9 protein-coding genes are annotated in these 14,368 nt (G+C 63.4%); 7 read left to right on the forward strand and 2 right to left on the reverse strand.

All coding sequences use genetic code 11. The features are described 5' to 3' along the window. Window positions 1-654: 654 nt before the first annotated feature. Both JYG36_RS08655 and JYG36_RS08660 read right to left on the reverse strand, forming a co-directional pair. Entirely contained in the window at window positions 655-3,951 is a 3,297-nt protein-coding gene (locus JYG36_RS08655; RefSeq protein ID WP_045195120.1) for a PAS domain S-box protein, read from the reverse strand. Between the two features lie 61 nt (window positions 3,952-4,012). Next, complete coding sequence (locus JYG36_RS08660) at window positions 4,013-4,897, reverse strand: LysR family transcriptional regulator (protein ID WP_093380610.1); 885 nt, start codon at window positions 4,895-4,897, stop codon at window positions 4,013-4,015. 130 nt (window positions 4,898-5,027) lie between these two features. On the opposite strand from JYG36_RS08660, the gene leuC reads away from it, so the two are divergent. From leuC to JYG36_RS08695, 7 genes are all read left to right on the forward strand, one after another. Further along, window positions 5,028-6,461, forward strand: a complete 1,434-nt coding sequence (leuC, locus tag JYG36_RS08665) for a 3-isopropylmalate dehydratase large subunit (RefSeq protein WP_045195116.1) — start codon at window positions 5,028-5,030, stop codon at window positions 6,459-6,461. Beyond that, entirely contained in the window at window positions 6,458-7,102 is a 645-nt protein-coding gene (leuD, locus tag JYG36_RS08670) for a 3-isopropylmalate dehydratase small subunit (protein WP_045195114.1), read from the forward strand. The genes leuC and leuD overlap by 4 nt, the downstream gene beginning before the upstream one ends. Window positions 7,103-7,166: 64 nt before the next feature. After that, window positions 7,167-7,931: a class I SAM-dependent methyltransferase gene (locus tag JYG36_RS08675; RefSeq protein ID WP_123567286.1), complete on the forward strand. Its 765-nt coding sequence runs from the start codon at window positions 7,167-7,169 to the stop codon at window positions 7,929-7,931. Window positions 7,932-7,984: 53 nt separating this feature from the next. Then, entirely contained in the window at window positions 7,985-9,067 is a 1,083-nt protein-coding gene (gene leuB / locus JYG36_RS08680; protein ID WP_045195110.1) for a 3-isopropylmalate dehydrogenase, read from the forward strand. 68 nt (window positions 9,068-9,135) lie between these two features. Next, window positions 9,136-10,248: an aspartate-semialdehyde dehydrogenase gene (gene asd / locus JYG36_RS08685; RefSeq protein WP_045195108.1), complete on the forward strand. Its 1,113-nt coding sequence runs from the start codon at window positions 9,136-9,138 to the stop codon at window positions 10,246-10,248. Between the two features lie 160 nt (window positions 10,249-10,408). Continuing rightward, window positions 10,409-11,419 (forward strand): aspartate-semialdehyde dehydrogenase, encoded by a 1,011-nt coding sequence (locus JYG36_RS08690; protein WP_045195107.1) that lies wholly within the window; start codon window positions 10,409-10,411, stop codon window positions 11,417-11,419. Between the two features lie 70 nt (window positions 11,420-11,489). Beyond that, a complete protein-coding gene (locus JYG36_RS08695; RefSeq protein WP_213603601.1) occupies window positions 11,490-14,270 on the forward strand; it encodes a motility hub landmark protein FimV in 2,781 nt (926 codons plus the stop codon). Window positions 14,271-14,368: the final 98 nt, after the last annotated feature.

Genomic DNA, 14,368 nt, shown 5'->3' on the forward strand with positions numbered 1-14,368 from the left:
CTACGAGTTGCAAGCAACTCTACGTTTCGCAACTTCGGCTAACGCCGAAGGTGCTGCGCACTAGCCCCTTCGCAACACCTGCACTCGGTCCTTCTGGTTAACGGGGCCGGTAGATCAAGATCACAAGCAGATCAAAATCAAGAGCACAATTCGCGTTGCTCTTGTGGGAGAGCAAGCCTGCTCTGAATTGATTGTTGTTTGTTCAGGAAAGGGTGCCTTCGGGCACCCTTTTTTGGCTCTGAGATTTGGGTGTTGATCCGATTGTTTTGGTGGTGCTGAGTCACCTTTCCGCCCTTACGGCGGCTTACTTTTTTCAGTCGAAAAAAAAGTAAGCAAAAATTCTCGCCCCACCAGTGGGCCCTACGCTGCGCTTCGGGTTCCCTCGCTCCGGTGTCGCTACGGGGCATTGCGAACTACGAGTTGCAAGCAACTCTACGTTTCGCAACTTCGGCTAACGCCGAAGGTGCTGCGCACTAGCCCCTTCGCAACACCTGCACTCGGCCCTTCTGGTTGACGGGGCCAGGTGGATCAAGATCAAAAGCAGATCAAGAGCACGATTCGAGTTGCTTTTGTGGGAGCGGGCTTGACCCGCGATGCGATGTGGCGGGCGGGACGATATCACGGAGCTAGCCCGCTTCTACATTTTCGAAAGCTTCAGTAGCCCGCCGGCGCTTCAAGCAACATCGCCCGAAACTCCCCCAGCGGCAACGGCCGGCTATGCAGGTAGCCCTGGTACAAGTGGCAGCCCAGCCGCTCAAGAAACTCCAGTTGCTCCGACAGCTCCACCCCTTCGGCAATCACCGCCAGGTCCAGGCTGCGGGCCATGGCGACGATGGCGCGGACGATTTCGGCGTCGTTGGGGTCGATCGGGGCGTCGCGGACGAAGGACTGGTCGATCTTCAGGGCATCCACCGGCAGGCGCTTGAGGTAGGTCAGCGAGGAGTAGCCGGTGCCGAAATCATCCATGGCAAAGCTCACGCCAAAGGCCTTGAGTTCGCGCATTTTGCTGATGGTGTCTTCGAGGTTCTGGATGACGATGCCCTCGGTGATTTCCAGCTTGAGGATCTTGTGCGGCAGGCGGTAGTCGTCAAGGCTGCGCATTACCCGTTCGACGAAGTCGTTCTGGCGGAACTGGCGCGGGCTGATGTTCACGCACAGGCTGAAGTCGTCGGGGTCGATCAGGCCGTCGCGCAGCATACCGGCGCAGGCGTCGCAGGCTTCGTCGAGGATCCAGCTGCCAACTTCGAGGATCAGCCCGCTTTCTTCCAGTACCTGAATGAACTGCGCCGGCGGCTGCTGGCCCAGTTGCGGGTGGTGCCAGCGCAACAGCACTTCGGCGCCGACGATGCGGTTGTCGCGGGCGTCGACCTGGGGCTGGAAGTGCAGGGCCAGTTCGCCGCGGGCCAGGGCCAGGCGCAGGTCGTTCTCCATGCGCAGGCGCTCGCTGGCAGCCTTTTGCATGGTGGTGTGGAACATTTGCGTGGTGTTGCGCCCGGAGTCCTTGGCCCGGTACAGGGCGATGTCCGCACGTTTGAGCAAATCGGCCGGGGTCGAGCCGTGGTCGGGGATCAGCGCCACGCCGATGCTCGGCGTCACCTGCAGGCGCTGGCCGTCCAGCGACATTGGCTCGGCCAGCAGTTCGCGCAGGGTGTCGGCCAGTTCGCGGACTTTTTCCGTGACTTCCTCGCGGCTGCCTTCAAGGCCGCTGAGCAGCACCACGAACTCGTCACCACCCAGGCGCGCGACGGTGTCTTCCAGGCGCACGCTGGCTTCCAGGCGCGCGGTGATGATCTTCAGCACCGTGTCGCCGACCGGATGGCCAAGCGAATCGTTGATGTGCTTGAAGTGGTCGAGGTCGAGAAACAGCAGGGCGCCACGCAGGTTGTGGCGCTTGAGCAGGGCGATCTGCTGGCTCAGGCGGTCCATCAACAGGGCGCGGTTGGGCAGGTTGGTCAGCGGGTCGTGGTAGGCCAGGTGGCGGATCTGCGCCTGGGCATTCTTCAACTGGCTGACGTCGCGGGCGGTGAGCAGCAGGCACTCGGTTTCGTTGAGGTTGATCGGCTCGATCGAAACCTCGACGGTGAGAATGTCGCCACGCTTGTTGCGCCCGAGCATTTCCCGGTGATGCACGCGGCCTTTGTCGTGGAATTCGTTGAGCAGCGCGGCGCGCTGTTTGTCGTCAGCCCAGATGCCGATGTCGTGCACAGTCTGGCCGATCACTTCAGCGGCGCTGTAGCCGGTCAGGCGGCAGAAACCGTCGTTGACCTCCAGGTAGCGGCCGCTGTCGCGTTCGGTGATGGTGATGGCATCGGGGCTTGAATGGAAGGCCTTGGCGAACTTCTCTTCGCTGGCCTTGAGCGCCGCTTCGGCGCGCTGCTGCTGGGTGATGTCGCGCAGGGTGGTGACGCTGCAGGGCTGGTTGTCGACCTTGATCAGGCGGCTGGAAATCACGCAGGTCAGCGGCTGCCCGTCCTTGTGGTTGACCACCACGGCGACGTTGTTCAAGGCCTGGTCGCGGATCACCCGTTCGATGCGCCGGGCGCGTTCGGCCGACTCGGCCCACAGGCCGATCTGTTCGGCGGTGTTGCCCAGTACCTGCTCGGCGTTCCAGCCAAACACCTGGGTAAAGGCCGGGTTGATCTCGATGAACTGGCCGCTGTCCTGGCGGGTCACGCAGATCGGGTCGGGGCTGGCCTGGAACAGGCTGGCGAACTTTTCTTCGGAACTGGTCAGGCGCTGCTCGCGCTCCACTTGTTCGGTGATGTCCAGCAAGGTGCCGGCCATGCGCAGCGGGTTGCCCTGTTCATCGCGGTACAGGCGCGCGCGGCTTTCAATGAAGCGCGAGCTGCCGTCTTCCATCTGGATGCGGTAGGTGATCTGGTAATTGCCGGCCGGACCTTCGCGCAGGCTGCGGTAGGCCTGGCGCATGCTGCTGCGCTCCATTTCCGGCACGCCTTCGAAAAACGACTCGAAGGATTCGTGAAACGGCACCGGCTCAAGGCCGTGCAGTTCGGCGGCGCGCGCCGAGCCATAGAGCATGCCGCTGGGGATGTGCCAGTCCCAGGTGCCCAGTTGTGCCGAGTCCAGGGCCAGGTCCAGGCGTTCCTGGCTGTCCTTGAGCGCTTGTTCGGCGCGTTTGCGCTCGCTGGTGTCGACGAAGGTGCTGAGCAGGTAGGCGGTGCCTTCCAGGTCGATGTTCTGGGTACAGAGCAGGCCGTCGTGAACTTCGCCGCTGCTGCCGCGAAACTGCACTTCGAGGGTCACCGGGCCGCTGGTGCCGCTGGTCGCCGCCAGCACCTGCAGGCGCTGCTGTGGATGCACCCACAGGCCAAGTTCGAGGGTGCTTTTGTTGATGATCTGGTGGCCCGGCCAGCCGAGGATGTTCTCGAAGTGCTGGTTGACCTCGTAGATCATGCCGTCGGCGCGGCGGGTCAGGAGGATGACATTGGGGCTCAGGTGGAAGAGCGTGGCAAAGCGCTTTTCCGAGTTGATCAGCGCCGCTTCCCGTTCACGCTGGCGGGTAATTTCGCGAATCACCCCGACCATCTGTCGCCGGCCGTTGCGGTCCTTGGTCATGCTGCCGTTGATTTCCAGCCAGTGCAGGCTGCCGTCGGGCCAGCGGATGCGATGGCGCAGGGCTTGCTCGACCGGCTCGCCGTTGACCACCGCATGAAAGGCCTGCAGGGCGCGGGCGCGGTCTTCCATGGGCACCAGTTCCAGGTAGTCCAGGTCATTGGGCAGCGGCTGGTGCGGGTCAAAGCCGAACAGCGCCTGGGTGCCGCGCGACCAGCTGATCTGCCCGGTCTCGACATCCCAGAACCAGGCACCCAGGCGCGCACCGTTAAGCGCCGCCAACAGTTGCGGGGCGTTTTCCCAGGTTTGCTCCGATTCCTGGGGGTCCGCTGCATGAATTCGGGGCATGCGCGGAAAACGGTTTGCTGATTTGGGCATCGATACCAGACCTTTGGCAGATAACGCGTCCTTGAGCGGGCAGGTGTGCCCGGGTACTACCTCAGTGGTTCAAGGGGCTTGCATGGCTGTCGAGCAATGCCATAAAGGCCCTGGCGGCATTCGATAACGTTCGTTCGGTGTGCAGAATGTAGCCTAGCTGGCGCGACAGCTGTATGCCCGGCAAGGCGATGGGCGCAACCTGCTCGTCGAGCATAGTACGCGGCAGCACGCTCCATGCCAGGCCGATGGAGACCATCATCTTGATGGTTTCCAGATAGTTGGTGCTCATGGCGATGTTCGGCGTCAGGCCCTGGGCTTCGAACAGGCGCTGGACGATATGGTGTGTGAAAGTGTTACCACCGGGGAACACCGCCGGATGGTGGGCAATGTCGGCCAGGCTGACCGCGCCTTTGCGTGCCAGCGGGTGCTCTGGGGCGGCGACGAAGTCCAGCGGATCGTCCCATACCGGCACGGCACGCACCAGATGGTGCGGCTCCGGGGCCAGGGTGATGACGGCGATCTCTGCGCGGCCATGGAGGATTTCTTCGTAGGCAACTTCCGAATCGAGAAACTGGATATCCAGCGCCACCGCCGGGTACTGGCGGGTAAAGGCTCGCAGCAGCGGCGGCAGGCGGTGCAGGCCGATGTGATGGCTGGTGGCCAGGGTCAGGCGCCCGCTGACTTCCCCGGTGAGGTTGGTCAGCGCCCGGCGGGTGTCGTCCAGCACATTGAGGATCTGGTAGGCGCGCGGCAGCAGGGCGCGCCCGGCCTCGGTCAGGTTGACCTCGCGGCCGAGGCGGTCAAACAGGCGCACATCCAGTTGCTGCTCAAGGCCGGCGATACGTTTGCTGATTGCCGGCTGGGTCAGGTGCAAGCGCTCGCCGGCCCCAGAGAAACTGCCGGTCTCGGCAATCGCGATAAAGGCATTGAGGTTGGCCAGGTCCACTACTCGAATTCCTTTTGGTTATCCAAAGCATAAAAATTATGAATTTGAGTTATTCAATCTACCGGCATAGCATCGTCCGTACAAGCCAAGGGGTTATTGGCATAGAAAGACGCTGATGAGGAACAGTCTGATGGCCGGCAAAACGCTTTACGACAAGCTCTGGGATTCGCATTTGGTCAAGCAGCGCGACGATGGTTCGGCGCTGATCTACATCGACCGTCACATCATTCACGAAGTGACGTCGCCGCAAGCCTTCGAAGGCCTGCGTCTGGCCAATCGCAAACCCTGGCGCATCGATGCCAACATCGCCACGCCTGATCACAACGTGCCGACCACCCCGGAGCGCAAGGGCGGTATCGACGCCATTGTCGACCAGGTCTCGCGTTTGCAGGTTCAGACCCTCGATGAAAACTGCGACGAGTATGGCATCGTCGAATTCAAGATGAATGACGTGCGTCAGGGCATCGTCCACGTCATCGGCCCGGAGCAGGGTGCGACCTTGCCGGGCATGACCGTGGTCTGCGGCGACTCGCACACCTCGACCCACGGTGCCTTCGGCGCCCTGGCCCACGGTATCGGTACGTCCGAGGTCGAGCACGTGCTCGCTACCCAGTGCCTGGTGGCCAAAAAGATGAAGAACATGCTGGTGCGCGTTGAAGGCACATTGCCGTTCGGCGTCACTGCCAAGGACATCGTCCTCGCCGTGATCGGCAAGATCGGCACCGCCGGCGGCAACGGCCATGCCATGGAATTCGCCGGCAGCGCGATTCGCGAGTTGTCGGTCGAAGGGCGCATGACCATCTGCAACATGTCCATCGAAGCCGGCGCCCGGGTAGGTCTGGTGGCCACCGATGAAAAAACCGTCGAGTACGTCAAGGGCCGCCCCTATGCACCCAAGGGCGAGCAGTGGGCGCAAGCGGTCGAAGCCTGGAAAGACCTGGTCTCCGACGCCGATGCGGTGTTTGACACGGTGATCGAGCTGGACGCTGCGCAGATCAAGCCGCAGGTCAGCTGGGGCACCTCGCCGGAGATGGTCCTGGCCGTCGACCAGCGCGTACCGGACCCGGCTGCCGAGGCCGATCTGGTCAAGCGTGGCTCGATCGAGCGGGCGTTGAAGTACATGGGCTTGAATGCCAACCAGGCGATCACCGACATCCAGCTCGACCGGGTGTTTATCGGCTCTTGCACCAACTCGCGCATCGAAGACCTGCGCGCCGCCGCCGAGATCGCCAAGGGCCGCAAGGTGGCCGCGACCATCAAGCAGGCGATCGTGGTGCCGGGCTCGGGCCTGGTCAAGGCCCAGGCCGAGAAAGAAGGCCTGGACAAGATTTTCCTCGAAGCGGGCTTTGAGTGGCGTGAACCGGGTTGCTCGATGTGCCTGGCGATGAACCCCGACCGCCTGGAGAGTGGCGAGCATTGCGCCTCGACCTCCAACCGCAACTTTGAAGGGCGTCAGGGCGCCGGTGGCCGTACCCACCTGGTGAGCCCGGCCATGGCCGCCGCCGCCGCCGTTACCGGCCGTTTTGTCGATGTACGCGAGTTGATCCAAGGGAGCGCAGCATGAAAGCCTTTACCCAGCACACCGGCCTTGTCGCGCCATTGGACCGTGCCAACGTCGACACCGACCAGATCATTCCCAAGCAGTTCCTGAAGTCGATCAAGCGCACCGGCTTTGGCCCCAACCTGTTCGATGAATGGCGTTACCTGGATGTCGGCCAGCCGTACCAGGACAACAGCAAGCGCCCGCAGAACCCGGATTTCGTGCTCAACCACGCGCGTTATCAAGGTGCCAGCGTGTTGCTCGCCCGCGAGAACTTCGGTTGTGGCTCGAGCCGTGAACATGCGCCGTGGGCCCTGGAAGAGTACGGCTTTCGCAGCATCATCGCGCCGAGCTATGCCGACATCTTCTTCAACAACAGCTTCAAGAACGGCTTGCTGCCGATCATCCTCAGCGATGAGGAAGTCGACGAGCTGTTCAAGCAGGTTGAAGCCGATCCGGGTTACCAGTTGAGCATCGACTTGCAGGCTCAGACCGTGACCCGCCCGGACGGCAAGGTGCTGACCTTCGAGATCGATGCATTTCGCAAGCACTGCCTGCTCAACGGCCTGGATGACATCGGCCTGACCTTGCAGGATGGCGATGCGATTGCCGCCTTTGAAGCCAAGCACCGGGCCAGCCAGCCCTGGTTGTTTCGTGACGCTTGATTGATGCCAATCGCGGGGCAAGCCCGCTCTCACATGCCCCGCGATAAGGTCCCAGGAGATGCAGATGACCAGCACCACCCATAAGGACGTCGTCCAGCGCCAGTTCGGCGAACAGGCCAGTGCCTACCTGAGCAGCGCCGTGCATGCCCAGGGCAGCGAGTTCGCCCTGTTGCAGGCCGAACTTGCCGGCCAAGGCCGGGCACGCCTGCTGGACCTTGGCTGTGGCGCCGGCCATGTGAGTTTCCACGTTGCCCCGCTGGTGCGTGAAGTGGTGGCCTACGACCTGTCGCAGCAGATGCTGGATGTGGTCGCCGCCGCTGCCAGCGAACGTGGCTTCGAGAACATCGTCACCGAACGCGGCGCCGCCGAGCGCCTGCCGTTCGCTGACGCATCGTTCGATTTCGTCTTCAGCCGCTACTCGGCGCACCACTGGAGCGACCTGGGCCTGGCGCTGCGGGAAGTGAAGCGGGTGCTCAAGCCCGGCGGCGTGGCAGCCTTCATCGACGTCATGTCGCCGGGCAGCCCGCTGCTCGACACTTACCTGCAGAGCGTCGAGGTGCTGCGCGACACCAGCCATGTACGCGATTATTCGGCCAGCGAATGGCTGCAGCAGGTCAGCGAAGCCGGCCTGTTCACCCGCAGCCACAGCCGCCAGCGCCTGCGCCTGGAGTACAGCTCGTGGGTCGAGCGCATGCGCACCCCCGAGGTGATGCGTGGCGCCATCCGCCAATTGCAGCAGGCGATGGGCGAAGAAGTACGGCAGTATTACCAGATTGAAGCCGACGGCTCGTTCAGCACCGATGTCGTGGTGCTCTGGGCCGAACGCTAGGTTTTTTCCGGCAGGCCAACAGGGCGTGCCGCTTGAATTGAATAGAGGAAAGCATGAGCAAGCAGATTCTGATTCTTCCAGGTGATGGCATCGGTCCGGAAATCATGGCCGAGGCGGTCAAGGTGCTGGAACTGGCCAACGACAAGTTCCAGCTCGGTTTCAGCCTGGAGCACGACGTCATCGGCGGCGCCGCCATCGACAAGCACGGCGTGCCGCTGGCCGACCAGACCCTGGAACGCGCACGCAAGGCCGATGCCGTGCTGCTCGGCGCCGTTGGCGGGCCGAAGTGGGACAAGATCGAGCGCGACATTCGCCCTGAACGCGGCCTGCTGAAAATCCGCTCGCAACTGGGCCTGTTCGCCAACCTGCGTCCGGCGATTCTCTACCCGCAACTGGCCGACGCTTCGTCGCTCAAGCCAGAAATCGTCGCCGGCCTGGACATCCTCATCGTTCGCGAGCTGACCGGCGGCATCTATTTCGGCGCACCCCGCGGCACCCGCGAGCTGGAAGGCGGCGAGCGTCAGTCCTACGACACCCTGCCATACAGCGAGAGCGAAATCCGCCGTATCGCCCGGGTCGGTTTCGACATGGCCCGCGTGCGCGGTAAAAAACTCTGCTCGGTCGACAAGGCTAACGTCCTGGCCTCCAGCCAGCTGTGGCGCGAGATCGTCGAGGAAGTCGCCAAGGACTACCCGGACGTCGAACTCAGCCACATGTACGTCGACAACGCCGCCATGCAACTGGTGCGTGCGCCCAAGCAGTTCGACGTGATGGTCACCGACAACATGTTCGGCGACATCCTGTCGGATGAGGCTTCCATGCTCACCGGCTCCATTGGCATGCTGCCATCAGCGTCGCTGGATGCCGACAACAAGGGCATGTACGAGCCTTGCCACGGCTCGGCACCGGACATCGCCGGCCAGGGCATCGCCAACCCGCTGGCGACCATCTTGTCGGTGTCGATGATGCTGCGTTACAGCTTCAACCAGCAGGCGGCAGCCGAGGCCATTGAAAAGGCCGTCAGCCTGGTATTGGATCAGGGGCTGCGTACCGGCGACATCTGGTCGGACGGTTGCAGCAAGGTAGGTACGCAGGAAATGGGCGACGCAGTAGTCGCAGCGCTGCGGAATCTGTAATCTCTCGGGCCCGCTGCTGTTTTTCCTAGTGAAGCAGCGGCCCACTTTTTAGCAAAGGTGTAGTTGCGATGAAACGTGTAGGTCTGATCGGTTGGCGCGGTATGGTCGGTTCCGTGCTCATGCAGCGGATGCTGGAAGAGCAGGATTTTGATCTTATCGAGCCGGTGTTCTTCACCACCTCCAACGTCGGTGGCCAGGGTCCGGCAGTGGGCAAGGATATTGCTCCGCTCAAGGACGCTTACAGCATTGAAGAGCTCAAGACCCTCGATGTGATCCTGACCTGTCAGGGCGGCGACTACACCAACGAAGTCTTCCCCAAGCTGCGCGAAGCCGGCTGGCAGGGCTACTGGATCGACGCCGCCTCCAGCCTGCGCATGCAGGATGATGCGGTCATCGTTCTCGACCCGGTCAACCGCAAGGTCATCGACCAGCAGCTCGACGCCGGTACCAAGAACTACATCGGCGGCAACTGCACCGTCAGCCTGATGCTGATGGGCCTGGGTGGCCTGTTCGAAGCCGGCCTGGTCGAGTGGATGAGCGCCATGACCTACCAGGCAGCCTCCGGCGCCGGTGCGCAGAACATGCGCGAGCTGATTCGCCAGATGGGCGCGACCCACGCCGCGGTCGCCGATGACCTGGCCAACCCGGCCAGCGCCATCCTCGACATCGACCGCAAGGTTGCCGAGGCCATGCGCAGCGACGCCTACCCGACCGAGAACTTCGGCGTGCCGCTGGCCGGCAGCCTGATCCCGTGGATCGACAAAGAGCTGCCTAACGGCCAGAGCCGTGAAGAGTGGAAGGCCCAGGCCGAGACCAACAAGATCCTCGGCCGCTTCAAGAGCCCGATCCCGGTCGACGGCATCTGCGTGCGCATCGGCGCCATGCGTTGCCACAGCCAGGCACTGACCATCAAGCTGAACAAGGACGTGCCGATTGCCGACATCGAAGGCATGATCAGCCAGCACAACCCTTGGGTGAAGCTGGTGCCGAACCAGCGTGAAATCAGCATGCAGGAGCTCAGCCCGACCAACGTCACCGGTACCCTGAACATCCCGGTGGGTCGCCTGCGCAAGCTGAACATGGGTTCCCAGTACCTGGGCGCCTTCACCGTTGGTGATCAGCTGCTGTGGGGCGCGGCCGAGCCACTGCGGCGCATGCTGCGCATCCTCCTGGAGCGTTGATCGCCAGGCAGTGTTGAACCCAAGCCCGTGCTGGAAACAGCACGGGCTTTTTTGTGGGTGGTCCACGCTGTGGGAGCGGGGTTGACCCGCGATTCAGGTGTTCCGCGCATGAGAATCCAAGTAAAGTGCCGCTCCCGCCGTTTCAGCAGAGGATTTTTCCATGAGCCAGCCTATTGATATCGCCGTTATCGGTGCCACCGGTACTGTCGGTGAAACCCTCGTGCAGATCCTTGACGAGTGCGATTTCCCGGTCGGCACCCTGCACCTGCTGGCCAGCAACGAATCGGCGGGCAGCGGCGTGATGTTTCGCAGCAAGAGCCTGCGCGTGCGCGAGGTCGACAGCTTCGACTTCAGCAAGGTCAAGCTGGCCTTCTTCGCCGCCGGCCCGGCAGTGACCCGCAGCTTCGCGCCACGGGCCCAGGCGGCTGGTTGCGCAGTCATCGACCTGTCCGGCGGCTTGCCGGCCGAGCAGGCGCCGGCGGTGGTGCCGGAAGCCAACCCGGCAGTGCTCGACAGCCTCAAGGCGCCGCAGCAACTGAGCAGCCCAAGCGCCGCAGCGATTGCCCTGGCGGTAACCTTGGCGCCCCTCAAGGGCTTGCTGGAACTTGAGCGCATTAATGTCACCGCGTGCCTGGCGGTCTCGGCCCAGGGTCGCGAGGCGGTCAACGAGCTGGCCCGGCAGACCGCCGAGCTGCTCAACGCCCGCCCGCTGGAGCCGCGCTTCTTCGACCGGCAGATGGCCTTCAACCTGTTGGCCCAGGTCGGTGCCAGCGATGCTGACGGCCATGGCGCCCTTGAACGCCGCCTGGTCAGTGAGTTGCGCGAAGTGCTCGGCTTGCCTTCACTGAAGATTTCGGTGACCTGCGTTCAAGTCCCGGTGTTTTTCGGCGATAGCTACAGTGTGTCCGTGCAAAGCCGCACGCCGGTCGACCTGGCGGCGGTCAACGCCGCACTGGAAGCCGCTGACAGCATCGAACTGGTGGAGGAGGGTGATTATCCGACGCCGGTGGGTGACGCAGTGGGCCAGGACGTGGTCTATGTTGGACGGGTACGGGGTGGAATCGACGAGGTTGAGCAGCTCAACCTCTGGCTGACCACCGACAATGTGCGCAAAGGTGCGGCCCTGAACGCGGTCCAGCTGGCGCAATTGTTGATAAAAGGCCTTGTGTAAAAGATACTTGCCGACAATTTGCTCCACTTGTTCTCGCTTGCCGGGGAAGGTTCATTCAAAGGAAGAGGTCATGCTTCGAATTCGCAAACTGGTCTTAGCAATAGCCGCGGCGTCGGCGCTGTCGTCCGGTATGGCGCATGCCCTCGGGTTGGGCGAGCTGACCTTGAAGTCAGCGCAGAACCAGCCCCTGGATGCCGAGATCGAACTGCTCGATGTCCGCGACCTGACCGCGGCCGAAGTAGCGCCGAGCCTGGCGCCGGCCGAAGAGTTCGCCAAGGCCGGTGTCGAGCGCCAGGCGTTTCTCAATGACCTGACCTTTACCACGGTGATCAACCCCAACGGCAAGAGCGTGTTGCGGGTGACCTCGAGCCAGCCGCTGCCGGCGCCGATGGTCAAGTTCCTGGTCCAGGTCATGTGGCCGAGCGGTCGCCTGCTGCGCGACTACAGCGTGCTGATTGACGCGGCCAAGTTCAACGCTCCGGCCGGGCAACCGGCGCCGGCCGGCGTTGCGCCTGCGGTAACCGCGGCCAACTACACCACCGTGCGTCGCGACACCCTGTGGGAAATCGCCTCGAAAGCCCGTCAGGGCGGGTCGGTGCAGCAGACCATGCTGGCCATTCAGGCGCTGAACCCGGATGCCTTCATCAACGGCAACATCAACCTGCTGAAAACCGGCCAGGTCTTGCGCCTGCCCGATCAACAGCAGATCACCAGTATTCCCCAGGCCCAGGCCGTTACCGAAGTGGCCGAGCAGTATGCTGCCTGGCGCGAAGGCCGGCGCCTGGGCCCGCGCGCACGCCAGCTGGACGCCACCCGGCGCAGCGGCACCGAGGCGGCGCCGGCACGCATCGCCAACCAGGACAACCTCAAGCTGGTTGCCCCCGGCAGCAAGGGCGCTGCGGACGGCAAAGGTCTCAACGACAAGCTGGCTGTGGCCCAGGAAAGCCTGGACACCAGCCGTCGTGACAACGAAGAACTGAAAAGTCGCATGGCCGACCTGCAGAGCCAGCTGGACAAACTGCAGCGCCTGATCGCGCTGAAAAACGACCAACTGGCCAAGCTTGAAGCCCAGGGCGCCGCTGGCGCGCCGGCGCCTGAAGCTGCCGCGGCCCAGCCGCCGGCCATTGCCGCCGAGTTGCAGCCGGCTCCTGCCGAACCGGTGGTCACCCCGGCACCGGCTGCGGTCGATACCGCACCGGTTGATCCGGCGCAGCCTGCTGCCGACCAGGCACCGGCCGACTCGAACAAGATGCTCGACGATCTGCTCGGCAACCCGTTGTTGCTGGCGCTGATCGCCGGTTCCGCGTTGTTGGTGCTGTTGCTTCTGCTGCTGTTGCTGGCACGCAAGCGCAAGGCCGACCAGGAAGCGGAAAAACACCTGCGCATGGCCCGCGCCCTGGCCGAAGAGGGCGAGCGCGCCCCAGACCTGGACCTGCCGCCAAGCAGTTTTGAAGGCCTGGACATCGCGCCGCCGAGCGTGACCCTGGCACCGGCAGTGGTCGCGGCATCTGCCGCCGCCGCCACAGCCGCCGCCTTGCCTGCCGAAGAGCCGGCGCCTGTGGTGGCGGAGCCAGCGCCGAGCAAGCCGGTGCAAGGCCCGATTGCCGCGCCATTGGTTGCTCCGGCGGCCAGCCCGGCAGCCCCGACCGGCGACGCTGTGCTCGACGAAGCAGAGCTGAGCATTGCCCGTGGTCGCCTCAATCACGCCGCCGAACTGCTCGAGCCTGCGGTTACCGCAGCCCCTGAGCGCAGCGACCTGCGCCTGAAGCTGATGGAAGTCTATGCCCGCCAGGGCGATCGCGATGCCTTTGTCGGCCACGAGCGGCAGTTGATTGCCACCGGCCAGAACCATGCCGATGTCGAAGCCCTGAAAAACCGCTTCCCGGCCATGCTCGCCGTCGCGGCGGCGGGCGTCAGCGCGGCGGCGCTGGCGGCCGAACTGGATGCCCAGTATGTCCAGGAGCTGCTGCAGGACGAGGTGCCAGCCGAACCGCTGGCAGAAGCCGAACCAGCCGTCGAGCCAGCCGTTGAGCCAGAAGCAGGGGCCGAGCCTGAACCTGAGCCTGAACCTGAACCTGAACCTGAACCTGAACCTGAACCTGAACCTGAACCTGTGGTTGAAGAATCGCTGGCCGAGCCTGAGCCTGTTCCTGAAGACGACCTGGACAGTGCCTTCGACCTGAGCCTGGATGACGACCTGCAAGGCCTGGAGCTGGACGCGCCGCCACTGCTCGACGAGCCCTCGCTGGCTGTTGAAGCGCCACAAGCCGAAGCAGTCGCGAGCGAAGCCAGCCCGGCGCAACCGGACTTCGACGCCTTGCTCGCAGAGCATCTTGCCGAGCCTGAGCAGGCCCTGGACGACCTCGCCGATTTCGACCTCGACGTCGCTGGCGACGAGCCGGCGCTGGCGCCGAACAGCGAGACCGTCGATATCGCCGCAGAGCTGGCGGCGTTCGATGAAACCATGCCCGAGTTCGACCCGTTGAGCGAGCTGGACCTGCCGGAAGACTTCGACCTGTCGCTGTCACTGGAGGACTCGCAGGCGGATAAAAACTTTGCCTCGGAGCTCGATGACGTCAACGCCGAACTCGACAAGCTGTCGCAAAGCCTGGAGCAGCCGTCGATCGAGCCGCACTTCAGCGAAGCGGACGCCGCGATCAGCGACGACCTCGACGATGATTTCGACTACCTCGGCGGCGCCGACGAAGTGGCCACCAAGCTCGACCTGGCCCGGGCCTATATCGACATGGGCGACCATGACGGCGCCCGCGACATTCTCGACGAAGTGCGCAAGGACGGCAGCGATGCCCAGCGCCAGGAAGCCGACGAGCTGCTCTCGCGCCTGGTCTGAGTTCACCCTGTGTAAAACCAACGGCAGCCCAAGTGGCTGCCGTTGTCGTTATAATTGCCGCCATCTGCTAAACCGACAGGCTGTATCCCCTTGGAAAT

This window comes from Pseudomonas sp. SORT22 (assembly GCF_018417635.1).
In the GTDB taxonomy this organism is placed as follows: domain Bacteria; phylum Pseudomonadota; class Gammaproteobacteria; order Pseudomonadales; family Pseudomonadaceae; genus Aquipseudomonas.